Genomic DNA, 22,032 nt, shown 5'->3' with positions numbered 1-22,032 from the left:
CCGGCTTCAGGCGAGCGCCATCGGCGCGGCGGCGGGCACCGGGTCCAGCGAGGCGCACAGCGGGCGCTGCGCGAAACGCTCGGCCAGGAAGTCGACGAACGAGCGGCTGGTGGTGGAGGCACGCGGGCTGCCTCCCAGCGTGGCGTGGATCGACAGCCGGCGGGTGGGCGAGACGTCGCGCAGCAGCGGCACCAGATGACCGGCGTCGATGTCGTCGCCGGTCACGTCGGTGCCGAGCAGGGCGATGCCGGCGCCATTGACCGCGGCGATCCGCAAGGCTTCCGGCTGGTTGACGCTGAGGTTGCTGTTCAGCGCGACGCGCGAGGCGATGGCGGCCTCGCGCGCGATCGAGTCGAGCGGCCCCGCGCCGTTGCTGTCCTGCAGGATGTTGTGCGCGGCCAGGTCGGTGAGGGTGGCTGGCGTGCCGTTCTCGGCGAGATACGCTGGCGAGGCGACGAACAGGATCTGCGCGGTGGCCAGCGGCCGCGCGAACGGCGAGGCGGGCTTGGTGCTCGAAGGCGTGACCAGGATCGCGATGTCGTAGCGCTCGTCGGCCGGATCGAGCACGCGGTCGGAGATCGCCACGTCGACGTTCACTTCCGGGTAGCGCGCCGTGTAGTCGGTGACCGCGCCCACCAGGTGCCGCAACCCGAACGAGGAGGGTGACACCACGCGCAGCCGCCCGCGCGGCACGATCGCCTCGGTGTTGACCGACTGGCTGGCCTCGTCGATCTCGATCAGCGCCGGCACCACTCGTTCGTAGTACTCACGTCCGGCCTCGGTCAGGGAAACGCGCCGGGTGGTTCGATGCAGCAGCCGGGCGTCGAGCCGGCTTTCCAGATGCGCGACGTGCTTGCTCGCCATGGCCGACGACATGCCCATTCGTTCGGCTGCACCGACGAAGCTGCCGATTTCGACAATATGGCGGAATACCTGCATGCTGACGAGTGTGTCCATTGGAAGCTCGTTCGTATGGTTATTGAGGAAACGGAGTCAAACGGATGCGTTTGAATGGCCCGGAAAAACAATAACACGGCTAATCCACGGGAAAACACTAATCCCTTCGAAATCTCAGACTCTGAGGGTGTTGCGCGGCAAATCAGCGGCGATTACCGTTTGAATGAATCGGAATGTCGTGATCGAAAATTCGATTCACAATCCAGAGGAAGGGGCGGGATGAAAGGCGGAAAGTCGCGTGGGCTGGCCTGTTCGGCACGGGAAATCGCGATTGGATCCTGCTCGGGATGAATCGCGGCATCGGTGGGAATTCGCGGCGTTTTAGTAAAGTGTTGTTTAGTAAAGTTATTGGGAGTTTGTGTTCGAATCCGTCCATTTATTCATCGGACGGAATGCGGGATTCCATTCACGAGACGAAATGATGATATGGAAATCCCGCAATGATGGCAGTGCCGCCGGGCACGCCACCGTCCTTGCCCGCTTCGCCTATTTAGCCGCCGCGTCCGGCGCCGGCTGGGCCGCCACCTTGCCCGCCGGATCCGGCGGCGTGCCCATCGCCTGGAACAGCCGCGCCGTGTCCGCGAGCCGCGAGCTGGTTGCGCGGATCGCATCGAGCTGCGCATTGCGATACTGCTGCTCGCTGGCGCGGCTGGCCGACGGCGGCAGCGCGCCCAGCCGCACGCGGGCCGCGGCGTCGTCGGCGGCGCCGCGCGCGGCCTCGGCCGCGCGGCTGGAGGCATCGAGCGCCTGGGCATCGTTGTCGAGCGCGGCCAGCGAGTCGGCCACGTTCTGGAACGCCGACAGGACCGTGGCCTTGTACTGCTCGACCGCGGCCGCGTAGCTGGCCTGCGCGGCGCGCCGCTGGGCCAGCAGGGCCCCGCCATGGAACAGCGGCTGGGTCAGCGAGGCGCCCACGCTCCAGATGCCGCCCGCGCCCGACAGCGCCAGCGGCCACTTGAAGCCTGCCTGGCCGAGCGAGGCCGACAGCGAGATCTGCGGGAACAACTGGGCGGTCGCCGCGCCGACGGCCGCCGCCGAGGCCTTCAGCGCCGCGTCGGCGGCGCGGATGTCGGGGCGCGTCTCGAGCAGGCGCGAGGGCACCACCACCGGAACGTCCTCGGGCAACTGCAGCTCGGCCAGCGCGAGATCGTCGGGTGCCTGGTCGGGCGTGCGCCCGATCAGCACCGCCAGCGCGTGCCGCGCGCTCAGCCATTGCTGGCGCAGGGCCGGCAGCGAGGCTTCGAGCGAGGCGGCGCTCTGCTCGGCGCCGTAGCTGTCCGAACGCGAGGCTGAGCCGAGCCGGTAGCGGCTCGCGGTGTCGGCGGCCTGCTCCCTGGCGAGCGCGACCAGGCGCTCGGTGGTGCGCAGTTGTTCGCCGAGCGCGGCCGAGGTGATGGCGGCCGTGACGATGTTGGCGGCCAGCGCGCGCCGCGTCGATTCGAGCTGGAAGGCCGTGACGTCGACACGCTGGCGCAGCTCGCGGTTGGCGAAGCGCGCGGCGCCGAACAGGTCGATCGTGTAGTTGGCCTGGAGCTGGCCGACGAACAGGTTGTAGAGCGCGGTCGGCGGGCCGAACGAGGGCACGCCCAGGCCGCGCTCGCGCGCCGTCTGGCCGCCGAGGTCGACGCTCGGCAGCAGCGAGCTGCCGATCTGCGCGCGCAGCTGCTCGCGCGCGGCCTGCAGCGAGTGCTCGGCGGCGGCCAGGTTGGGGCTGGCGCGCAGCCCCTCGTCGACCAGCGCGTCGAGCCGGTCCGAGCGGTATTGCTTCCACCAGTCCGGCACCGGCTGGGCGCCCACCGTGAAGTGCTGGGCCACGCCCTGCGCGGCCACGGTGGATTCGGGCAGCGGCGCGGCGCCGTAATGGGCTGGCGACGGCATGGCGGGCGGCGCGTCGTTCGGCGCGAACAGCGAGCAGCCGCTCAGCGCGAGCGAGGCCGACAGCGCCGCGGCCACCGCCAGCGGGCGCGCCGCATGCAGCGCGGGCTGGCAACGATAGGTCAGGCGTTTCATCGTCAGGCTCCGTGGGACGTGGGTTCGGTCGGCGCTCGCTGCGCGTCGTCGCGCTCGCTCGCCTTGACGCGGAACCAGGTGGCATAGAGCGCCGGCAGGTAGAACAGCGTCAGCACCGTGGCGCTGGTGATGCCGCCCATCAGCGCGGTCGCCATCGGCCCGAAGAAGTTCGAGCGCAGCAGCGGGATCAAGGCCAGCACGGCGGCCGCCGCGGTCAGCGTGATGGGCCGGAAGCGCCGTACCGTGGCGCCGACGATGGCGTCGAAGCGGCCGTGGCCCGCGGCGATGTCCTGCTCGATCTGGTCGACCAGGATCACCGAGTTGCGCATGATGATGCCGAACATCGCGATCACCCCCAGCATCGCCACGAAGCCGAATGGCTGGCCGAACAGCAGCAGGGTGGCGGCCACCCCGATCAGGCCGAGCGGCGCGGTCAGCACCACCATCAGCACGCGCGAGAAGCTCTGCAGCTGGATCATCAGCAGGGTCAGCACGGCGATCGCCAGCAGCGGCATCTGCGCGTTGATCGAGGCCTGGGCCTTGCCGCTTTCCTCGACCGAGCCGCCGATCTCGATCCGGTAGCCCACCGGCAGTTGCGCGCGCAGGCCGTCGAGTTGCTTGTCGATCGCGTGCGTGACGTCGATGCCTTGCGCGCCGCCCCGCACGTCGGCCTGTACCGTGATGGTCGGCTGGCGGTCGCGCTCCCAGATCACGCCGTACTCGAGCGTGTCCTTGAAGCGGCCGAGCGTGCCCAGCGGCACCGGGCCGCTCGGCGTGGGCATGGCCAGTGTGGCGAGCCGGGACGGATCGACGCGATCGGCCTTCGGCGCGCGCAGGTCGACCGCGATCAGCTTGTCGCGCTCGCGATACTGCGTGACGGTGGTGCCCTGCAGGGTCATGGCGAGGAAGTTCGAGACGTCCTGCGAGGTGACGTTCAGCTCGCGCGCCTTCTTCTGGTCGAGCTCGAAGCGCACCGAGCGCTCGGCCGGCTCGTCCCAGTCGAACTGCACGTTCACCGAGCGCGCGTCCTGGCGCACCTGGGCCGCCACCTTCTCGGCGATCGAGCGCACCGTCGCGATGCTGTCGCCGCTGACGCGGAACTGCACCGGATAACCGACTGGCGGGCCGTTCTCGAGCCGCGACAGGCGCCAGCGGATCGCCGGGAACTGCTCGCGCAGGGTCGGCGCCAGCCAGCTGGCGAGCTTCTCGCGCGCCTCCACCGACTTGGCCGTGACCACGAACTGCGCGAAGTTCGGCTGCGCCAGTTGCTGGTCCAGCGGCAGGTAGAAGCGCGGCGCGCCGGTGCCGACGAAGCTGACCGTGTGGTCGATCTCGGGCCGGTTCTCCAGCACCTTCTCCAGGCGCTTGGTCTGCTCCAGCGTGGCGGGGAACGAGGCGCCCTCGGGCAGCCGCACGTCGATCAGCAGCTCGGGGCGGTCCGAGCTCGGGAAGAACTGCTGAGGGATCATCGAGAAGCCGCCCAGCGCCACCACGAACAACGCGACGGTGATGACCAGCACCACGAAGCGGCGCTCGATGCACCAGCCGATCCAGCCGCGCAGCCGCTTGTAGAAGCGCGTGTCGTAGATGTCGTGCGCCTCGTGGTGATCGTCGTGATGCGCGCTCAGCGGCCCCTCGTGGCCGTCGCGCTTGCGCTCGGGCAGCAGGTGGTAGCCGAGCAGCGGAATCAGCACCACCGCGGCGAACCAGGAGGCGATCAGCGCGATCGCCGAGACCTCGAAGATCGAGCGCGTGTATTCGCCGGTGCTCGATTGCGCCAGCGCGATCGGCAGGAAGCCCGAAACCGTCACCAGGGTGCCGGTCAGCATCGGGAAGGCCGTGCTGGTATAGGCGAAGGCCGCCGCGCGGGTGCGACTGAAGCCCTGCTCGAGCTTCACCGCCATCATCTCGACGGCGATGATCGCGTCGTCCACCAGTAGGCCCAGCGCCAGCACCAGGGTGCCCAGCGAGACCTTGTGCAGGCCGATGCCGAACATGTTCATGAACAGCGCCGTGATGGCCAGCACGATCGGGATCGAGATCACCACCACCATGCCGGTGCGCAGCCCGAGCGACACCAGGCTCACCACCAGCACGATGCCGACCGCCTCGGCCACCGCCTCCAGGAAGTCGTCCACCGAATGCGAGACCGCCTGCGGCATGCTCGATACCTCGGCGAGCTTGAGGCCGGCGGGCAGTTGCGTCTGCAACTGCCGGGTGGTGGCCTCCAGCGCCTTGCCGAGCCGGATCACGTCGCCGCCGGGCTGCATGGTCACGCCGATGCCGAGCACGGCGCGGCCGTTCGAGCGCATCTGCGTGACGGGCGGATCGTCGTAGCCGCGCTTGACGGTGGCGATGTCGCCCAGCCGGAAGGTGCGATCGTTGATGCGCACCACCATGTCGGCGAGCTGCTCGACCGAGTCGAACTGGCCGCTCGGGCGGATGTAGACGCGATCGTTCGAGGTGGTCAGTACGCCCGAGGAGGCTACCGCGTTCTGCGCGTTGATCGCCTGGCCGAGCTGAGTCGGCGAGATGCCCAGGCGCGTGAGCCGCGCGTTGTCGACCTCGATGAAGATGCGCTGGTCGGGGTCGCCGAAGTAGTCGACCTTGCCGACGCCCGGCACCCGCAGCAGCACGGTGCGCAACTGGTCCGCGTAGTCGTGCAGCTGGGCGGCCGAGTAGCCGTCGCCGTCGAGGGTCCAGATGTTGGTGTAGACGTCGCCGAACTCGTCGTTGAAGAACGGGCCCTGCACGCCCTGCGGCAGGGTCGAGCCGATGTCGCCGACCTTCTTGCGGATCTGGTACCAGGTTTCCGGCACGTCCTTGACCGGCGCCGAATCCTTCATGGTGAAGAAGATCATCGACTCGCCGGGGCGCGAATAGCTGCGCAGGAAGTCGATGGCGGGGGTTTCCTGCAGCTTGCGGCCGATCCGGTCGGTGACCTGCTCCTGCACCTGCCGCGCGCTCGCGCCGGGCCAGAAGGTGCGGATCACCATCACGCGGAAGGTGAAGGGCGGATCCTCCGATTGCGCCAGGCGCGTATAGGCCAGGATGCCGGCCACGGTGGCCAGCACGATCAGGTAGACGACCAGCGCCTGGTGGCGCAGCGCCCAGGCCGACAGGTTGAAACGGCTTTCCTCGCGCTCGCTCATGACGCGCCGTCCTCCGCGTGCAGCGGCGCCACGGCGCGCACCTTCTCGCCGGCGCTGACGGCATGCACGCCTTGCTGGACCACCCGCTCGCCGGCCTGCAGGCCCTGCGACACGGTGATGGTGTTCTCGCCGTAGCGCGCGATGCCGACGCGGCGCAACTCCAGCGTGTCGTCGCGGCGGATCACCCAGACCGCCGGGTTCGGGCCTTCGTGGAACAGGGCGGTGGAGGGCAGCGTGTAGCGCGCGCCGTCGGCGGCCGTGCCGGCCAGCGCGACGTTGGCGGTCATGCCGAGCCGCACGGCCGGATCCGGCTCGGCCAGCGTGAGACGCACGCGATAGGTGCGGCTTTGCGGATCGGCGGCCGGCGCGATCTCGCGCACGCGGGCCTGGAAGCTGCGCCCGGGCAGGGCCGGCAGCGTGACGCCCGCCTCGTGGCCCGGCTGCAGCACCGCGAGAGTGGTCTCGGGCACGTCGGTCACCACGTCGACGTCGCCCGACCAGGCGAGCTGGTAGACGGCCTGCCCGGCCGAGACGTTCTGGCCGGTATCGGCCTGCTCGGCCGTGATGTAGCCGGCATGATCGGCCACCAGGCTGGTGTATTGCAGCTGGTTTTTCGCCAGCGCCAGTTGTTGCGCGGCCTGGTCGCGCTGCGCGCGCGCCGAGGCATAGGCGTTCTCGGTCTGTTCGAGCTGGGCCGGCGCGATCAGCTTCTCGCGCGCCTGCGCGCGGTCGCGCTCGACCTGCTGCTGGGCATAGGTCAGCGCGTGGCTGGCCGCGTCGAGCTGGGCCTGGGCGCTGGCCGCGTTCTTTTCGGGATCCGAAGGATCGAGATGGGCCAGCACCTGGCCCTTCTTCACGGTATCGCCGAGCCGCACGCTGCGCTCGATGATCTTGCCGCCGATCCGGAACGACAGCGGCGTGGCGTAGCGGGGCTCGATATCGCCGGGCAGGATGGCGGCCGCCGTCGTGCCGTCGGCGGCGATCGGCGTGGCCACCACCGGGCGGGCGGCGGGCGGCGGCCCGTTGTCCTTGGGATGACACGCGGCGACGAGCAGCGCGGCGCCCAGGAGGACGACTGCGCGGGGTCCGGATGCATTCACGGCAACCTCATGAGGAAAGGCGGGCGGAGCCGGCGGGCCTGGCTGGCTCCACCGGGGAACGGCGACGAAAGCTTTCGTTTTCATCTCTGAAACAGCGATGGATTCTAATACACAGTTGTATCTGAATGCAAAGATGAATCGATCGCCGATTGGTGCTAGACTGCGCGCCATGAAACCGAAGCGCTTGACCCGCGAGCAGAGCAAGGACCAGACGCGCGAGCGCCTGCTCAACTCCGCGAACACCATATTTACGAAGAAGGGGTATGTCGCCGCGAGCGTCGAGGACATCGCGGCGGCGGCCGGCTACACGCGCGGCGCGTTCTATTCGAACTTCGGCGGCAAGGCCGAACTGCTGCTCGAGCTGCTGCGGCGCGATCACGAGACGATGCGCGCCGAGCTGCAGCAGATCTTCGACGCGGGCGGCACGCGCGAGGAGATGGAATCGCGCGCGCTGAACTTCTACAGCCGCTTCATCCGCCTGAACCCGGCCTTCATGCTGTGGTGCGAGGCCAAGCTGCAGGCCGCGCGCGACGCCAAGTTCCGCGCCCGCTACACCGCCTTCATGCGCGAGAAGCTGGAGGACATGGCCCATACCATCGCCATGTTCGCCGAGCAGGCCGGCACGCCGCTGCTGCTGCCGCCCGAGCAGCTCGCGGTGGGCCTGATGGGGTTGTGCGACGGCGTGCAGGCGATCCACATCGCCGATCCGAACTACGTCTCGCTCGACATGACCGAGGCGACCCTGGGCGGTTTCTTCGCGCGCGTGGTGCTGGGGCGCGGCGCCAACTGAGCGCTCGTTCTCATTCCTTCGATTTCCCGACCCTCTTCCCGATCGTGCCGCGCGCGGCCATCGCGCGCCGCGCTCAGCGATTGCCGTTGAGCCGGTGATAGGCGTCGAGCAGCGAGGTCTTGTAGACCACGCCGGCCAGCACCGGCGCCTGCGTCGATTCCACCACCGGCAGCCGCTCTCCCTGGAAGCACATGAAATGGCCCAGCGCCGTGCCCAGCGACATGTCGGGCGTGAGCAGCGGAAACGGCGTATGCGCGTAGTCGGCCGCGCTCTTGTGCTGCGTATCGCGGCCCTCGAGCAGGTCGGAGGTGATGTCCTTGAGCGCGACCGCGCCGCGGAAATGCCCCGCCTCGTCACTCACGTAGAGATACTTCACCGGATATTCGAGGAACACGCGTGTCATCTCGGCGACGCTGGCCTCGGGCCGCACAACGGTCTGCGCGGGCTGAATCAGCGCGCGCATCTGGGTCGCCTTCAGGCGCAGCCGCTCCTCCTCCTCGCGATGGCGGCGCAGCGTGATCTCGTACATCGAGGTCTGGCCCAGCGCGCGGGCCGCGAAGTAGGCGACCACGCAGGACACCATCAGCGGCAGCACCACCTGGTAGCTCAGCGTCATCTCGAAGATCATGATGATCGCCATCAGCGGCGCCTGCGTGGCGCCAGCCAGGAAGGCACCCATGCCGACGATCGCGTAGGCGTAGGCGGCCGACACGTGGCCCGGCAGCAGTGCCTGCATGCCCAGGCCGAACAGCGCGCCGCCGGCCGCGCCGACGAACAGGGTCGGCGTGAAGATCCCGCCGATCGCGCCCGAGCCCGAGGTGGCCGCGGTGGCCAGCAGCTTGCAGAGCAGCACGATCACCAGCGCCTGCCAGGTCCAGGACGAATGCAGGATCGAGTTCACCACGCTGTAGCCGTTGCCCCAGACGTCGGGCACCCACACCGAGATGATGCCGACCGCCAGCCCGCCGAGCGCGAGCCGCACCGGCACGGGCACCGGCAACCGGTGGAAGCGCGATTTCGAGGCGGCCAGCAGGCGCAGGAACTGCGGCGCGGCCGCGCCGCACAACAGCCCGAGCGCGACGAAGGCCAGCACCTCGAAACCGGTCACGGCGGGGAACACCGGCATCTCGTAAGGCGGCTTGTAGCCGGCGAACTCGCGCATCGTGATGTTGGCCACCACCGAGGCGACCAGCATCGGCCCGAAGCTCTCCATCGAGATCGCGCCGAGCACGATCTCGCCGACGAAGAAGGCGCCGGCGATCGGCGCGTTGTAGGCCGAGGTGATGCCGGCCGCGGCGCCGCAGGCCACCAGCAGGCGCAGCCGGGGCGGGTCGAAGCGCGCCAGGCGGCCGACCAGCGAGGCGGCCAGCGCGGCGAGCTGCACCATCGGGCCCTCGCGGCCGATCGAGCCGCCGCTGCCGATCGTCAGCAGCGAGGAGGCGCTGCGCCAGAGGCTCTGCCTGACCGGCACGATGCCGTCGCCGAGCGCCACCGCTTCCATGTAGTCGGCGCCGCCCGCCTGTTTCGCGCTGCCACGCTGCGCGGCCAGCAGCACGCAGCCGGCCAGGAAACCGCCCGCGGCCGGCATCCAGATCCGCATGTGCCAGGGCAGGCGCCTGGCCATCTCCACGAAGCTGCCGCTGGCGCCGGAAAAGAGCCGCTGGATGGTGTCGATGCCTTCGCGGAACAGGATCGTGGCGAATGCGCCGCTGATCCCGGCGATCACCGACCAGATCAGCATGGTGTGCGCGTCGGACAGGCGGAACAGCGTTTGCGCGCGCGTGCGCAGCTTGAGCAGGAAGGACAGCACGAGGTCGAGGGGAGCGCGTAGGAAGGCGAGCGCCAGCATAGCACCGCGCCGCGCCGGCCGGACGGGGCCGGCGGGCGCGGCGCGATTCGCCGGGCGAGGGGAGGAGGCGGGACGTTCAGCCAAGCCAGCGCTCGACTAGCCAGGTGATGCCGAAGCCGCCGGCGATCAGCCACACATAGAGCACCAGGCCAGCGCCCAGGGCGCGCGGGCCGGCGGCGCGGATCTGGGCGAGCCGCGTCTCGATGCCCAGCGCCGTCATGGCCATGGTCAGGGCGAAGGTGTCGAGCGTGTTCAGGGTGTGGGTGGTGGCGTCCGGCAGCACGCCGAGCGAGTTGACGATCACGAAGCCGAGGAAGCCGAGCGCGAACCAGGGCACCGCCAGCCGGCGCTTGCCGTGGCCGGCCGCGGCGCCGTCGGCCGCGCGCGCCTGGCGCGCCGAGTGGGCCAGCCAGGCGCCGAGCGCGAGCAGCACCGGCACCAGCAGCATCACGCGGGTCATCTTGACGATGGTCGCGGTATGCGTGACCTGCGGGCTCACGTCGCTGGCCGCGCCGACCACCTGGGCGACCTCGTGGATGGTGCCGCCGAAGAACAGGCCCAGGCCCTGGGCGTCGAGCGGAATCCAGCCGGCGTGATAGGCGAGCGGGTAGGCGAACATCGAGAGCGTGCCGAACAGCACCACGCTGCCGACCGCCATCGCGCTCTGGTGCGGCTTGGATTGCAGGGTCGATTCGAAGGCCAGCACCGCGGCCGCGCCGCAGATCGCGCTGCCGGCCGCGGTCAGCAGGGCCGTGTCGCGATCGAGCTTGAACAGGCGCGTGCCGACCCAGGTACCGATCAGCAGGGTGCTGACCACCATCAGCGCCGAGACCGCCAGCCCCGGCAGGCCCACCTGGGCGATTTCCTGCAGGCTCACGCGCAGCCCGAAGAAGGCCACCGCGATGCGCAGGAGCTTGCGCGCCGAGAAGTTGACGCCGGCCGCCCAGCTGGCCGGCATGCCGTCGCGCAGCGCGTTGCCGTAGACGGTGCCGGCGATGATGCCGACGATCAACGGCGAAAGGCCGAGCCGGGCGATGGCCGGCAGCGAGGACAGGCTGGTGACCGCGGCGGCGAACAGCGCGACGAACAGCACGCCGTTGAGCTGGCCGCGCACCGAGGGCGCGGCGGCATGCGGCAGGGTGGGATTGGCGGTGGACATGGGGTGGTTTCCACGTGTGATTCGATGGTGCTAATCCTAATTTGGATATATCGATATAAAAAATTGTGATTAGTGACATCGATTATCGGGAAATCTGATATTTTCTCGGCATGACCCCGGATCAACTGATAACGTTCGCGACCGTCGCCGAGCTGCGCAACATCAGCCGCGCGGCTGAGTTGCTGCACCTGTCGCAGCCGGCCGTGTCGGGCCAGTTGCGCCAGTTGCAGGACGAGTTCGGCGAGCCGCTCTACCTGCGCGACGGGCGCGGCGTGCGGCTCACGCCGGTCGGCGAGGCGCTGGCGCCGCTGGCCGCCCAGGTGCGCGACGCCTATGCGCAGGCGCGCGCCTATCGCGATGCCGTGCGCGGCGTCGAGCGCGGCACGCTGCGCATCGGCGCGAGCACCACGCCGGCCAGCTACCTGCTGCCCTACCTGATCGCCGAGTTCCGGCCCCTCGCGCCCGGCGTGGCGATCCAGACCATGACCGGCAACACCGCCGACGTGGTGGCCGCGCTCGGCACGCTCGACCTGGCCCTGATCGAGGGGCCGCCCGGCGACGCGCTGCCTTCGGGCACGGCGGTGCACCCCTGGCGCGAGGACGAGATCGTCGCGATCGTGCCGGCCACCCATGCGCTGGCGGCCGCGCCCGGCGAGGCGGTGTCGCTGGAGGCGCTGGCCGGCTCGCCGCTGGTGCTGCGCGAGGCCGGCTCGGGCGTGCGCCAACTGGTCGAGCGCGCCTTCGCGCGGGCCGGCGTGCCGGTGCGCGTGGCGCTCGAGATCGCCGGCGTGGAGGCGGTGAAGGAGGCGGTGCGGGCGGGGATGGGGGTGGGTTTCGTCTCGGCCATGTCGCTGCGCGACGACGCGGCGCTGGTGAAGCGCTCGATCGCGCCGCGACCACTGGTGCGGCGCTTCTCGATCCTGGTGCCGCATGCCGCCACGCCCTCGCGCGTGGCCGCGCGCTTCCTGGCGATGAGCCTGGGATAGCCGGGCGCCTGGCGGCGGCGCGCGCTGGATTTCATTGATAGCTGAGCGTGAAGGTGGCGCGCGCATTGGCGCTGCCCGCGCCGACCTTCGCGCCGGTCTGCACGTAGCGCGCAGTGAGCGGTACCCGCAGGCCTGCCTGTCCCTGGGCGATATTGCCCATGTACCACTGGTTGGTATTGCCGAGCGCGGCCGAGTCGGGCCCGAAGCCGAGCACGGTGTCGTCGCGGTGGATCTCGATGCCGATGCCCGAGGCGGTCGACTCGCGGGTCAGCGACAGGGCGTTCGAGGTGTTGCCGGGCTGGCTGGCGTCGGTCAGCGTCACCCAGGCGTTGGTCGAGGTGCCGGTATCGCCCCCCGAGCAGTTCAGCGCGATCTCGAAGTGCCGCGCGAAGGTGCGGCTGCCGATGCCCGTGAACATCGAGGTGCTCATGGTGCCCATCGGCACCGTCACCTCGGGCGTGGCGACCCGGCAGGTCGGCACCCGCGGCTGGACCCGGACCGGCGAGGCGAAGCGGTACTCGACCAGGATCTCGCCGTTGTCGTTGTCCGCGCGGTATCGCGCGTAGGCACCGCTCAGGTAGCCGCCGGCGGTGATCTCGCCGGTCTTGATCAGCTCGACCGTCATCGAATAGTGTTCGTTCCAGCCCGCGCCGGTGCTCGGCCAGGGGGATAGATGCGGCAGCACGCCCTGGATGCTGATGATGCGCATTCCGATGTTGGGGATCGACGTCGGATAGATCGTGTCGTTCGGCATGCCAACGCCCGTCGTGTAGACGGCGATCGGCGTCTTGCATCGGTAGCTGGGCGACTCGCCGCTTTTCTTGTTGATGAAGCTCAGGCCGCGGCCTTTGGCGCTGTAGATGACACTGCCGACCGGAATCGCGCCGGGCGCGAATTCCGGTGGATCGAAACCCACCATGTGGGCGACGAAATAGTCCGATCCATCACTGGTATTGGAGCTGCAGTTGGCCGACCAGGCGGGGTTCGCGAGGCAGGCCAGCGCAGCGCCGAGGAAAAGCAGTCGTTTCATCGATTTCATGCGTTCTGGGATGGTGCTTCACGCCGGGGCCTGGCTGCAGCCGCGCAGCCGCCCGCCGGAAGCAGCGAGGTAGGCGCTGCGGGCCGGTGCCAGCTTGGTCCGGCCCAACCCGGTGTGCGATCGTCGTCTCGCACGCGTGCTACTGGTAACTGAGCGTGAAGGTCGCGCGTGCATTGGCGCTGCCCGCGCCGACCCTTGCGCCGGTCTGCACGTAGCGCGCGGTGAGCGGCACCCGGATCTCGGCCATGCCCTGGTCGATCCTGCCCAGGAACCACTGGTTGGTGTTGCCGACCGTTGCCGAATCGGGCCCGAAGCCGAGCACGGTGTCGTCGTGGCGGATCTGGATGCCGATGCCCGATGCGCTCGAATTCTGCGTGAGCGACAGCGTGGTGGATGTGTTGCCGGGCTGGCTGGCGTCGGTCAGCGTCACCCAGGCATTGGTGGAGGTGCCTGGGTAGCCGCCCGAGCAAGCCAGCGCGAGGTCAAAACGCCGGGAGAAGGTGGTGCTGCCGATACCCGTGAACATCGCCGTGGTCATGGTGCCCATCGGCACCGTGACTTGGGGCGTGGCGACCCGGCAGGTCGGTATGCGCGGCTGGACCTTGACCGGCGACGCGAAACGGAACTCGACCATGAGCTGTCCATCGACGGTATTGGCCCGATACTGCGCGTAGGCACCGCTCAGGTAGCCGCCGGCGGTGATTTCACCGGTCTTGACCAATTCGATCGTGATCGGAAAGCTTTCGTCCCAGGCGCCGAGAGTGCTGTTGATGGAGCCGGTACCCGGGAAGGTCGAAAGACGCATGCCGATATTGGGTATGGACGTGGGATAGATACGGTCGTTCGGCACACCGATACCTGTCTTGTAGAAAAAAGCGAGCGGCTCCGTGCATTCGAAGCTTGCCGACGGGAATCGCTTGTTGATGAAGTTCAGGCCGAGATCCTGGGAGCGATAGATGACGCCGCCTATCGGGACCGTGCCGGGATCGAAATCGGGGGGGGTGAATCCGCTGACGTGGGCGATGTAGTAGTTAAAGGAGTTATTGGTATCCGACATGCAGCGTATCGCCCACGCCGGGATCGACATGCCCGCCAGCAAGCAGGCAAGGAGCAGCTGTTTTTTCATCGGACCATTCCTTGTGCAGGGTGCGATTCGGCGGCGCTACCGTCGCCACTGACGCTGTTGCTCGACATGTCGGGCGATTCCCGCCTCGATCGTCGCGGTGCGAAATCGGGGGTGCCGCTTTCCAGACAGGGCGCCTCGATGCTTTGCAGCGGCTGGTATCCCGCGACGCGCGTACGCATCGGCAGCGAATACGACAGTCGGCAGGCCATGGTGTCCGCGTCGTTTTCCCATCGCGCCGTCAACTGGCCGCGTTCGGCCAGCCCTCGGGCCAACAGTTTGCCGCCTTGCCCAATCACCCCGACCTCCTTGCCGGCCGCATCGGTGACCATCGCGCCGAACGGCACCGGCGAGCCATCGGCCTGCCGCGCGCGGATCACCGCCGAGCGGCCGTATTCGGTCTTGAACACCAGCAGCGGCACGGCCCCCGCGAGCGGCGCGACGCGCTGGCTGGTCTCCTTCAACTGGACATCGGTCGACAGGCCCTTCGGATCGAGCGAGACGTCGTTCATCGAGAACGGCGTGAGGTGCGGCACCACCGCGTAACCATTGCTGCCCACGCGCACGCCCGAGGCATTGGTCACGCGCGCGCCCTCGGCGTGCTTCGCCTCGACGATCGCGAAGGTTTCCGACAGCGGCTGCGAAAGCGAGATGCCGCCGCGATGCGCGACCACCGCGCCGCGCGCGCCGAGCGAGAGCTGCTGGTAGTCGGCGCTGGCGCCGATACTGCCGCTCAGTTCGCCCCGCGCGCCGCGATGCATGAGGTTGGCGCCGCCGCTGGTGCGCGTGCCGTCGCGCCCGCTGCCGTGATCCACGTTGAGGCCGTAGGAGAGGTTGCCGTCGACGCCGGCCGCGCCGCTCAGGCTGGTGGCCACCTGGGTGGAACCCCGCGAGTCGCGGTTCAGGCTGGTGGACAGCGTGGCCGGCTGCGTGCGGCCGAGCGGAATCGACAGCCCGGCGTAGATCAGCGTGCCGGCCTTGCCCCAGGCGTCGCGCTGACGGCTTGCCGAGACGTTGTAGGCCAGGTTGCGGAAGCTGTTGCTGTAGCCGATCGTGAAATCGAGATCCGAGCCGCGGCGGTTCCAGTAGGTCGCCGTCGAGGCCGTGAGGTTGAGGCTGCCGCCGCGCCGGCCGAGCTGCTGGCTCAGGGTCAGCGAGGCGCGGTTGCGCTGGCGGTAGAGCGCGGTGGTGCGAATCTCGAGCTTGGCCTGGTCGCGCGCGGCCATCGCATCGTTCAGGCCGAAGAAGCCACTGGTCGAATAGCGGTAGGCGGCGATAGCGATATTGGTGCCGGTAGCCGCCACCGTTTTCGCGTAGCTCAGGCGCAGACTCTGCCCGGCATGGCCACGCTCGCCAGGAATGCGGGTGCTGGCGTGCGTGAGATCGAGGCCGAAGGCGCCCCAGCCCGTGGTGAGCACCGCGCCGGCCATCACCGACAGGTAGCCCTGCGCCAGGGTGGCGCCGCCGTAGCCGGTCAGCGTATTGGTCAGGCCCTGCTGCCAGGTCGCCTGGGTGAACAGCGGCCTGCTGTTCGGCAGGTGGCGCAGCGCGCCGGCCGTGAAGCTGTAACGGTGCTGGCCGGGGCGCAAGGACATCGGCACGGCGGCGTAGGGCACCGAAAAGGAGTGCTCGCTGCCGTCCGCCTCGGTGACGAGCACCTTCAGGTCGCCGCCGTAGCCGGTGGGGTAGAGATCGTCTATCTGGAAACCGCCCGGCGCCACGGTGGTCTCGTAGAGCTTCACGCCGTTCTGGGAAATCGTTACCTTCGCGTTGGTGCTGGCCACGCCGCGCACCACGGGCGCGTAACCGCGCTGCGATTCGGGCAGCATGCGGTCGTCGGTGGCCACGCGCAGGCCGCGGAACGCGCTGGTGTCGAACAGCTCGCCCGGCGTGTAGGCATCGCCGATCACGAGCTGCGAGGACCAGGCCGAGAGATCGCGCTGCACGTAGGTCGCGATGTTCTGGTAGCGGCGATGGCCGCGATCGTCCCAGTTGAACGAACCGCCGTGCCGGAAGTGCCAGCGCTGGAGGTTGAAGCCGCCGTCGATGCCGAGATAGCCCTGGGTGGCGGCGCGCGCGTCGCGCGCGCGCGAATGGTAGACGTTGAGGTTGTAGCCGAGCATGGCCACCGGCACACCCGCGCTCCATTGCTTGGGATTGACGTAGCCGCGTGCCTGGCGCCGCATCGAGATCTGCGGGATGCCGAGGTCGAGCCGCAGATCGTTGAAGTCGAAGCTGAACGAGGCCTCGTCGACGGCCTGACCGATGCGCAGACAGGCGCCGTCGTGCGCCAGCGAGGCGAGCCGGCTCGGCCGCAGGCTGGCCAGGTCGATGCCGAGCCGCTCCAGCAGGGCCTGGTCGAAGCAGGGCTGTGCATCGAGCATGCCGGGCGCGGCGCGGAATGGCACCTCGATGCGGCCGGCCCATTGGCCGTTCACGTAGATGTCGGGGCGATACATGCCGGGCCGGACCACGTTGCGCTGCGCGTAGCGCGACACGTCGATCGCGCCGCCGCCGTGGTTCAGGAAGCCGCCTTCGAACTCGACGCGGGCGAATTGCGCCTGGGCGACCTGCAAGGTCGCGCCGTCGGCCATGTCGGCGGTCTCCGCCGCCCGCGCGTCGGCTTCCCAGGCGGAGAAGATCGAGAGCAGCAGCGCGCATGTCGGTTTCAGTCGGGGAACGGTTTCCGCCTGCAATACCCGCATCATCTTGTAGCGTTTCCCGAGGTGGACACGTGAGGCCGCGCGGAACGCAGCGCGCGGCAGACGCGCGGGCGCCGGGTTGCCTGCGGCGGATTCATTGGCCGACCGCCGCGCGGTGGCCATGCGTCGACCCCCAGTCGTCGACGCTGCTGTACAGGACCGTCGCGTTCGGCAGCGCCGTCGCATCCGCGCCGACCAGGGGGAACGACGCGGTTTCGCCGGGCAGCACGTGACCGAAACCCGCCGAGTAGGTCTTGCCGCCGGATTGCAGCTCGACGCCGGCGAGGTTGACGACATAGGCGCTCGGATTGCGGGCCTGCAGCACCGGGCGTTGCGATGCGTCGGTGGCGAGCGTCCATCGCAGGCTGGCCGGTGCGTCGTCCGGGGTGCCGGACAGGTCGGCGGGGCGATACATCATCTTGATGCGTGTGCGGAACGCGAATTGCAGGCGATTCACCTCGTCGCCACCGCTGGTCTTGGGCGGCACGTCCAGCACGTTCAGCCAGAACAGCGATTCGCGGTTCGACGGCAGGGGCTCGCCGGTGTGGATGATGCGCAGCGCCTGGCCCTTGCCCGCTTCGATGCGGAACAGGGTGGGCGTGACCATGAAGGGCACCTCGATGCGTTCCGGCTCGGCCCGCTCGTCGCCGGTGTCGAGCCAGGCCTGGATCAGCGCCGGCTGCTTGCCCTGGTTGCTGAGCTGGATCGTCACCTCCGGCTCGCTCGCGTCGAATACCACGCGTGTGCCGGACAAGGTCACGCTGGCCTGGGCGCAGGCGCAGGCGCAGCAGAGCAGCGCGACGAGTGCCAGCCAGCTCCGGGCGATCGGGCTCGATTTCGTTCTCGACATGGATTTGATTCGCAGTGCAAATTTAAGCGCGCCGGTTGTCGTATCTCATGGATTCGTATGCCGATCACCCGAAGGTGGCCGACAGGCTCAACCGGCGCGGCGCAGGCTCAGGGATAGACGAGCGAGTAGGTGACGAAGGAGTTGGCGGGGCCGCCCGTCACCTTGTCGCCGGTGGCCACGTACTGGGCCGCGAATTGCAGCGTCGCGGTGCCCGTGCCGCCTTCGGCGGCGTCGATGTCGACGACCTGGGTGCCCTGCGTGGAGCTTTCCGCGCCGATCTTGATCGGCGTGTACTTGTCGTTGAGGATCTCGATCTCGACGCCGGTGGCCGCGTTCTCGCCGGTCGGCACCAGGCGGCCGGTGGCGAGATTGACGTTCGGCCCCGGCTCGAACGCCACCGACACCTTGCGCACCGGCGCCGGGACGCTGTTGCCGCCTTCCTTGCGGTCGGTCGTGCAACCCGACAGCGACAGCGTAAACGGGGTCCGGCCAGCGGTGGCGCCCACCGTCGCGAGCTGGCTGGCGGCGGCCGTCGGCAGCGGCACGGTCAGGTCGTTGGTGCCGCCGTTGATCTTGCAGGTCGAGGCGACCACCGAGCCGGTGAAGTTGATGGTGCCGTCCGAGGCGTGGGCAGCCTGCGTGGCGGTGAGCGCCAGCGCGGCGGCCGACATGAGCAGCGGGAAATGTTTCATGTTCATGGAAGTCGATCGTGGAATCGTGAAAAGGCAAGGGATAGCGTGTGCGAGGGATCTATGTCGTGAGTTGACCTCCCGAGTGGTCGAGTGGGGAATTCATGGGCTTGGGGGAAACGGGTGGGATTGGGGCGGGTGTGTCGTTGCTGATGTCGCGGGTAATGTGTGTGACGAGGAAGCTGCCGTTCGCATGTCATGTGGCCGGACGCGAACGGGTGAAAATTTATCAAGACGGGTTGGGTGCGTGAAGCTGACTCGTCTGATTCTGTAAACCATCCCCGGCATATTTTCGATTCGCGCTCCGATCCCGGCGGCCATGGCCTGATCAGGCACTGTTTCTCCGATTGGACCCGTCTCTCAGGGATTTCCTCTATGGCTTGCGACAGACACGAAGCGCACCATTCGCTCCATTGAAATGGAACCGGTTCCAATCGCCAGATTCGGAGCCCAGCATGGAGAGAAGGGCAGACATGGCAGATATCGTGATCGTCGCCAGCGCATACGGGACGGAGGCGATTCGCCGCGACGGGCACCGGGCCTATGTCGGACGGGCGGCCGAGGCGGGCGCCGCCGGCTTCGAGGTGCGCCGCGAACTGTTCGCCGCCGACGAGGACTGCGCGCCGGCCGCGCTCGCGGCGCTGGGCATGGCGATTGCGGCCGCGGGAATGTGGGCTGTCTACTCGACGCCGGCCACGCTCTACCGCGAGGACGGCGCGCTCGATCGCGAGGCGCTCGCGCTGTCGCTGCGCGAGGCCGAGGCGTTGGGCGCGCATTTCCTGAAATTCCAGCTCGGCGGGTTCGCCGGCACCACGCACGCGGCCGAGATCGCCGCCGCCGCGCAGGGCAGCCGCGCGCGGATCCTGGTCGAGAACGGCCAGCTCGCGATGGGCGGCACGCTCGCGCAATTCACCGCGCTGTTCGCCGCGCTGGTCGAGGAAGGCGCGGCCGGCACGCTCGGCATGACCTTCGACATCGGCAACTGGCTGTGGCCCGGCGAGCTGCCGCTGGCGGCCGCCCGGGCCCTCGCGCCGCATGTCGAGTACATCCATTGCAAGGCCGTGACGGGCGAGGGCGCGCGCCGTTTCGCGGTGGCCCCGCAGGCGGCCGACCCGCTCTGCCTGTCGGTGCTCGCGACGCTGCCGCGCGAGGTGCCGCGCGGCATCGAGTTCCCGTTCGACCCGGCCGATCTCGCCGCCGACGCGCGCCGCCGCGTCGCCTGGCTCGAGACCGCCTGATTCCGTATTCCGAAGGAGTTTTCATCATGTCGCAGTCCCCCGTCGAAATCCTCACCTACGGCGAAGCCATGACGCTGTTCGTCGCCAATGCGCCGGGTCCGCTCGCGCAGGCCGAGCAGTTCACCAGGCGGATCGCCGGCGCCGACCTGAACGTCGCGATCGGCCTGGCACGGCTCGGCTTTCGGGTCGGCTACCTGAGCCGCGTCGGCAAGGATTCGTTCGGCCGCCACGTGCTCGACACGCTGGCCCACGAGGGCATCGATGCGTCCTGCGTGACGATCGACGAGCGTTATCGCACCGGCTTCCAATTGAAGGCGCGCAGCGACGACGGCAGCGACCCGGACATCGAATACTTCCGCAAGGGCTCGGCCGCCAGCCACCTGTCGCTGGACGACTATGTCGCCGACTACGCGCTGGGCGCGCGCCACCTGCACCTGACGGGCGTGGCACCGGCGATCTCGTCGACGTCCTGCGAGCTGGCCTTCCACCTGGCCCGCGAGATGCGCGCGGCCGGCAAGACGATTTCCTTCGATCCGAACCTGCGCCCCACGCTGTGGCCTTCGGCCGGGGCGATGGCGCGTACGCTCAACGAACTGGCCTCGCATGCCGACTGGGTGCTGCCGGGCCTGGCCGAGGGCCGCCAGTTGACCGGCCTCGACACGCCGGCCGAGATCGCGCGCTTCTACCTCGCCAACGGCGCGCGCGCCGGCGTGGCGATCAAGCTCGGCGAGGCCGGCGCCTACTACCTGACGGTCGACGGCCACGAGGGAACGGTGGCCGGCGAGCGCGTCGAGCGTGTGGTGGACACGGTGGGCGCCGGTGACGGCTTCGCGGTCGGCGTGATCAGCGGCCTGCTCGAAGGCCGCACGGTGGCCGAGGCGGTGGCGCGCGGCAACCGCATCGGCGCGCTGGCGATCCAGGTGATCGGCGATTCCGAAGGCCTGCCGAGCCGCGAACAGCTCGACCGGCTCGAAGCGGCCGCCGCGCGTGCCGCCCAGGCGGCACCGGCCGCCGCCGCCGAGGCACTCGCGCGATAATTGCCCGCGCGGCGCGTCACGCGCCGCGACGAACCCGATACGGCGCCGCACGCCGAAGGAGACAAGCCCCATGTCCGCAACGCTTCCGATCCGCCGCTGGTGGAAGATCATGCCGATCGTGTTCATCACGTACAGCCTCGCGTACCTCGATCGCGCGAACTTCGGCTTCGCCTCGGCGGCCGGCATCAACCAGGATCTCGGCATCGGCAAGGGCCTGGCCTCGCTGATCGGCGCGCTGTTCTTCCTCGGCTACTTCTTCTTCCAGATCCCCGGCGCGATCTACGCCGAGCGGCGCAGCGTCAAGCGCCTGGTGTTCTGGAGCCTGGTGCTGTGGGGCGGCTGCGCGGCGCTGACCGGCCTGGTCAGCAACATCCCCTCGCTGATGGCGATCCGCTTCGCGCTGGGCGTGGTGGAGGCGGCCGTCATGCCGGCCATGCTGATCTACATCAGCAACTGGTTCACCAAGCACGAGCGCTCGCGCGCCAACACCTTCCTGATCCTCGGCAACCCGGTCACGGTGCTGTGGATGTCGGTGGTGTCGGGCTACCTGGTGCACGAATTCGGCTGGCGCCACATGTTCGTCGCCGAGGGCGTGCCGGCCGTCATCTGGGCGATCTGCTGGTGGGTGCTGGTGCAGGACAAGCCGGCCGAGGCCAGGTGGCTGTCGGCCGACGAGAAGCGCGACATCGAGCGCGCGCTGGCCAGCGAGCAGGCCGCCCTCAAGCCGGTGCGCAACTATCGCGAGGCGTTCCGCCAGCCGGCCGTGCTGCTGCTCTGCGCCCAGTACTTCTGCTGGAGCATCGGCGTCTACGGCTTCGTGCTGTGGCTGCCCTCGATCGTCAAGAACGGTTCCTCGTTCGGCATGGTCGAGACCGGCTGGCTGTCGGCGCTGCCCTACCTGGCCGCCACCATCGCGATGCTGGTCGTGTCCTGGGCCTCGGACAAGCTCGACACGCGCAAGGCCTTCGTCTGGCCGTTCCTGCTGGTCGGCGCGATCGCCTTCGCAGGCTCCTACGCGCTCGGCTCGACCCACTTCTGGCTGTCCTACGCGATGCTGGTGATCGCCGGCGCCGCCATGTACGCGCCCTACGGGCCGTTCTTCGCGATCGTGCCCGAGCTGCTGCCGAGGAACGTCGCCGGCGGCGCGATGGCCCTGATCAACAGCATGGGCGCGCTGGGCTCCTTCGTCGGCTCCTATGTCGTCGGTTATCTGAACGGCGCGACCGGCTCGCCCTCGGCGTCCTATGCGTTCATGAGCGTGGCGCTGGTCGCCTCGGTCGTGCTGACGCTGGTGGTCAGGCCGCATCCCGACGGGGCCTTGCCGCTCGCGCACTCCACCACAGGAAAATGA

The 22,032-nt window shown here is 69.0% G+C and carries 16 protein-coding genes; 5 read left to right on the top strand and 11 right to left on the bottom strand.

The window, feature by feature from the left end; genetic code table 11:
- Positions 1 to 6: 6 nt before the first annotated feature.
- The 4 genes from BM43_RS34390 to BM43_RS34375 all read right to left on the bottom strand — a co-directional run bounded on the left by BM43_RS34390 (position 7) and on the right by BM43_RS34375 (position 7,219).
- Positions 7 to 957 carry a LysR family transcriptional regulator gene (locus tag BM43_RS34390; RefSeq protein ID WP_036051350.1) on the bottom strand — a complete coding sequence of 317 codons (951 nt, stop codon included), beginning with the start codon at positions 955 to 957 and terminating at the stop codon, positions 7 to 9.
- A 486-nt stretch (positions 958 to 1,443) separates the two neighbouring features.
- Positions 1,444 to 2,967, bottom strand: coding sequence for an efflux transporter outer membrane subunit (locus BM43_RS34385; protein ID WP_036051352.1), 1,524 nt, complete (start codon positions 2,965 to 2,967; stop codon positions 1,444 to 1,446).
- Positions 2,968 to 2,969: 2 nt separating this feature from the next.
- The gene (locus BM43_RS34380) at positions 2,970 to 6,119 is read right to left on the bottom strand and encodes an efflux RND transporter permease subunit (RefSeq protein WP_036051354.1); all 3,150 of its coding nucleotides are present in this window, start codon (positions 6,117 to 6,119) and stop codon (positions 2,970 to 2,972) included.
- The gene (locus BM43_RS34375) at positions 6,116 to 7,219 is read right to left on the bottom strand and encodes an efflux RND transporter periplasmic adaptor subunit (RefSeq protein ID WP_036051356.1); all 1,104 of its coding nucleotides are present in this window, start codon (positions 7,217 to 7,219) and stop codon (positions 6,116 to 6,118) included. The genes BM43_RS34380 and BM43_RS34375 overlap by 4 nt, the downstream gene beginning before the upstream one ends.
- Positions 7,220 to 7,388: 169 nt before the next feature.
- Here BM43_RS34375 and BM43_RS34370 point away from each other — a divergent pair, with 169 nt between their 5' ends.
- Complete coding sequence (locus BM43_RS34370) at positions 7,389 to 8,009, top strand: TetR/AcrR family transcriptional regulator (protein ID WP_036051358.1); 621 nt, start codon at positions 7,389 to 7,391, stop codon at positions 8,007 to 8,009.
- Between the two features lie 73 nt (positions 8,010 to 8,082).
- Here BM43_RS34370 and BM43_RS34365 read toward each other — a convergent pair whose 3' ends face one another.
- The gene (locus BM43_RS34365) at positions 8,083 to 9,819 is read right to left on the bottom strand and encodes a ClcB-like voltage-gated chloride channel protein (RefSeq protein ID WP_036053373.1); all 1,737 of its coding nucleotides are present in this window, start codon (positions 9,817 to 9,819) and stop codon (positions 8,083 to 8,085) included.
- A 115-nt stretch (positions 9,820 to 9,934) separates the two neighbouring features.
- A complete protein-coding gene (locus tag BM43_RS34360; protein ID WP_036051360.1) occupies positions 9,935 to 11,017 on the bottom strand; it encodes a YeiH family protein in 1,083 nt (360 codons plus the stop codon).
- Between the two features lie 110 nt (positions 11,018 to 11,127).
- Between BM43_RS34360 and BM43_RS34355 the strand changes: the two genes are divergently transcribed.
- Positions 11,128 to 12,003, top strand: coding sequence for a LysR family transcriptional regulator (locus BM43_RS34355; protein WP_025101532.1), 876 nt, complete (start codon positions 11,128 to 11,130; stop codon positions 12,001 to 12,003).
- A gap of 31 nt (positions 12,004 to 12,034) precedes the next feature.
- Here BM43_RS34355 and BM43_RS34350 read toward each other — a convergent pair whose 3' ends face one another.
- From BM43_RS34350 to BM43_RS34330, 5 genes are all read right to left on the bottom strand, one after another.
- Entirely contained in the window at positions 12,035 to 13,033 is a 999-nt protein-coding gene (locus tag BM43_RS34350; RefSeq protein WP_052409223.1) for a fimbrial protein, read from the bottom strand.
- Positions 13,034 to 13,181: 148 nt separating this feature from the next.
- Positions 13,182 to 14,168 carry a fimbrial protein gene (locus BM43_RS34345; protein WP_052409222.1) on the bottom strand — a complete coding sequence of 329 codons (987 nt, stop codon included), beginning with the start codon at positions 14,166 to 14,168 and terminating at the stop codon, positions 13,182 to 13,184.
- Positions 14,165 to 16,873 carry a fimbria/pilus outer membrane usher protein gene (locus BM43_RS34340; protein WP_230676272.1) on the bottom strand — a complete coding sequence of 903 codons (2,709 nt, stop codon included), beginning with the start codon at positions 16,871 to 16,873 and terminating at the stop codon, positions 14,165 to 14,167. The genes BM43_RS34345 and BM43_RS34340 overlap by 4 nt, the downstream gene beginning before the upstream one ends.
- Before the next feature lie 88 nt (positions 16,874 to 16,961).
- Complete coding sequence (locus BM43_RS34335) at positions 16,962 to 17,717, bottom strand: fimbrial biogenesis chaperone (RefSeq protein WP_036051362.1); 756 nt, start codon at positions 17,715 to 17,717, stop codon at positions 16,962 to 16,964.
- 107 nt (positions 17,718 to 17,824) lie between these two features.
- Positions 17,825 to 18,415: a fimbrial protein gene (locus BM43_RS34330; protein WP_052409221.1), complete on the bottom strand. Its 591-nt coding sequence runs from the start codon at positions 18,413 to 18,415 to the stop codon at positions 17,825 to 17,827.
- A gap of 464 nt (positions 18,416 to 18,879) precedes the next feature.
- Between BM43_RS34330 and BM43_RS34325 the strand changes: the two genes are divergently transcribed.
- From BM43_RS34325 to BM43_RS34315, 3 genes are all read left to right on the top strand, one after another.
- A complete protein-coding gene (locus BM43_RS34325) occupies positions 18,880 to 19,644 on the top strand; it encodes a TIM barrel protein (RefSeq protein ID WP_036051364.1) in 765 nt (254 codons plus the stop codon).
- A 26-nt stretch (positions 19,645 to 19,670) separates the two neighbouring features.
- On the top strand, positions 19,671 to 20,681 hold the full coding sequence (locus BM43_RS34320; RefSeq protein ID WP_036051366.1) for a sugar kinase: 1,011 nt from the start codon (positions 19,671 to 19,673) through the stop codon (positions 20,679 to 20,681).
- Positions 20,682 to 20,751: 70 nt separating this feature from the next.
- Positions 20,752 to 22,032 carry an MFS transporter gene (locus BM43_RS34315; RefSeq protein ID WP_036051368.1) on the top strand — a complete coding sequence of 427 codons (1,281 nt, stop codon included), beginning with the start codon at positions 20,752 to 20,754 and terminating at the stop codon, positions 22,030 to 22,032.

The sequence above is a fragment of the Burkholderia gladioli genome, assembly GCF_000959725.1.
Classification (GTDB): domain Bacteria; phylum Pseudomonadota; class Gammaproteobacteria; order Burkholderiales; family Burkholderiaceae; genus Burkholderia; species Burkholderia gladioli.
Note: the sequence above shows the minus strand (reverse complement) of the source record. Positions and strands in the feature narration are given on the sequence as shown.

Coding starts and splice junctions, on each gene's coding strand:
- BM43_RS34335 (WP_036051362.1), bottom strand. CDS start 17,717: ATGTCGAGAACGAAATCGAGCCCGATCGCCCGGAGCTGGCTGGCACTC.
- BM43_RS34345 (WP_052409222.1), bottom strand. CDS start 14,168: ATGAAAAAACAGCTGCTCCTTGCCTGCTTGCTGGCGGGCATGTCGATC.
- BM43_RS34370 (WP_036051358.1), top strand. CDS start 7,389: ATGAAACCGAAGCGCTTGACCCGCGAGCAGAGCAAGGACCAGACGCGC.
- BM43_RS34390 (WP_036051350.1), bottom strand. CDS start 957: ATGGACACACTCGTCAGCATGCAGGTATTCCGCCATATTGTCGAAATC.
- BM43_RS34340 (WP_230676272.1), bottom strand. CDS start 16,873: ATGATGCGGGTATTGCAGGCGGAAACCGTTCCCCGACTGAAACCGACA.
- BM43_RS34315 (WP_036051368.1), top strand. CDS start 20,752: ATGTCCGCAACGCTTCCGATCCGCCGCTGGTGGAAGATCATGCCGATC.
- BM43_RS34320 (WP_036051366.1), top strand. CDS start 19,671: ATGTCGCAGTCCCCCGTCGAAATCCTCACCTACGGCGAAGCCATGACG.
- BM43_RS34330 (WP_052409221.1), bottom strand. CDS start 18,415: ATGAACATGAAACATTTCCCGCTGCTCATGTCGGCCGCCGCGCTGGCG.
- BM43_RS34385 (WP_036051352.1), bottom strand. CDS start 2,967: ATGAAACGCCTGACCTATCGTTGCCAGCCCGCGCTGCATGCGGCGCGC.
- BM43_RS34380 (WP_036051354.1), bottom strand. CDS start 6,119: ATGAGCGAGCGCGAGGAAAGCCGTTTCAACCTGTCGGCCTGGGCGCTG.
- BM43_RS34360 (WP_036051360.1), bottom strand. CDS start 11,017: ATGTCCACCGCCAATCCCACCCTGCCGCATGCCGCCGCGCCCTCGGTG.
- BM43_RS34355 (WP_025101532.1), top strand. CDS start 11,128: ATGACCCCGGATCAACTGATAACGTTCGCGACCGTCGCCGAGCTGCGC.
- BM43_RS34350 (WP_052409223.1), bottom strand. CDS start 13,033: ATGAAACGACTGCTTTTCCTCGGCGCTGCGCTGGCCTGCCTCGCGAAC.
- BM43_RS34325 (WP_036051364.1), top strand. CDS start 18,880: ATGGCAGATATCGTGATCGTCGCCAGCGCATACGGGACGGAGGCGATT.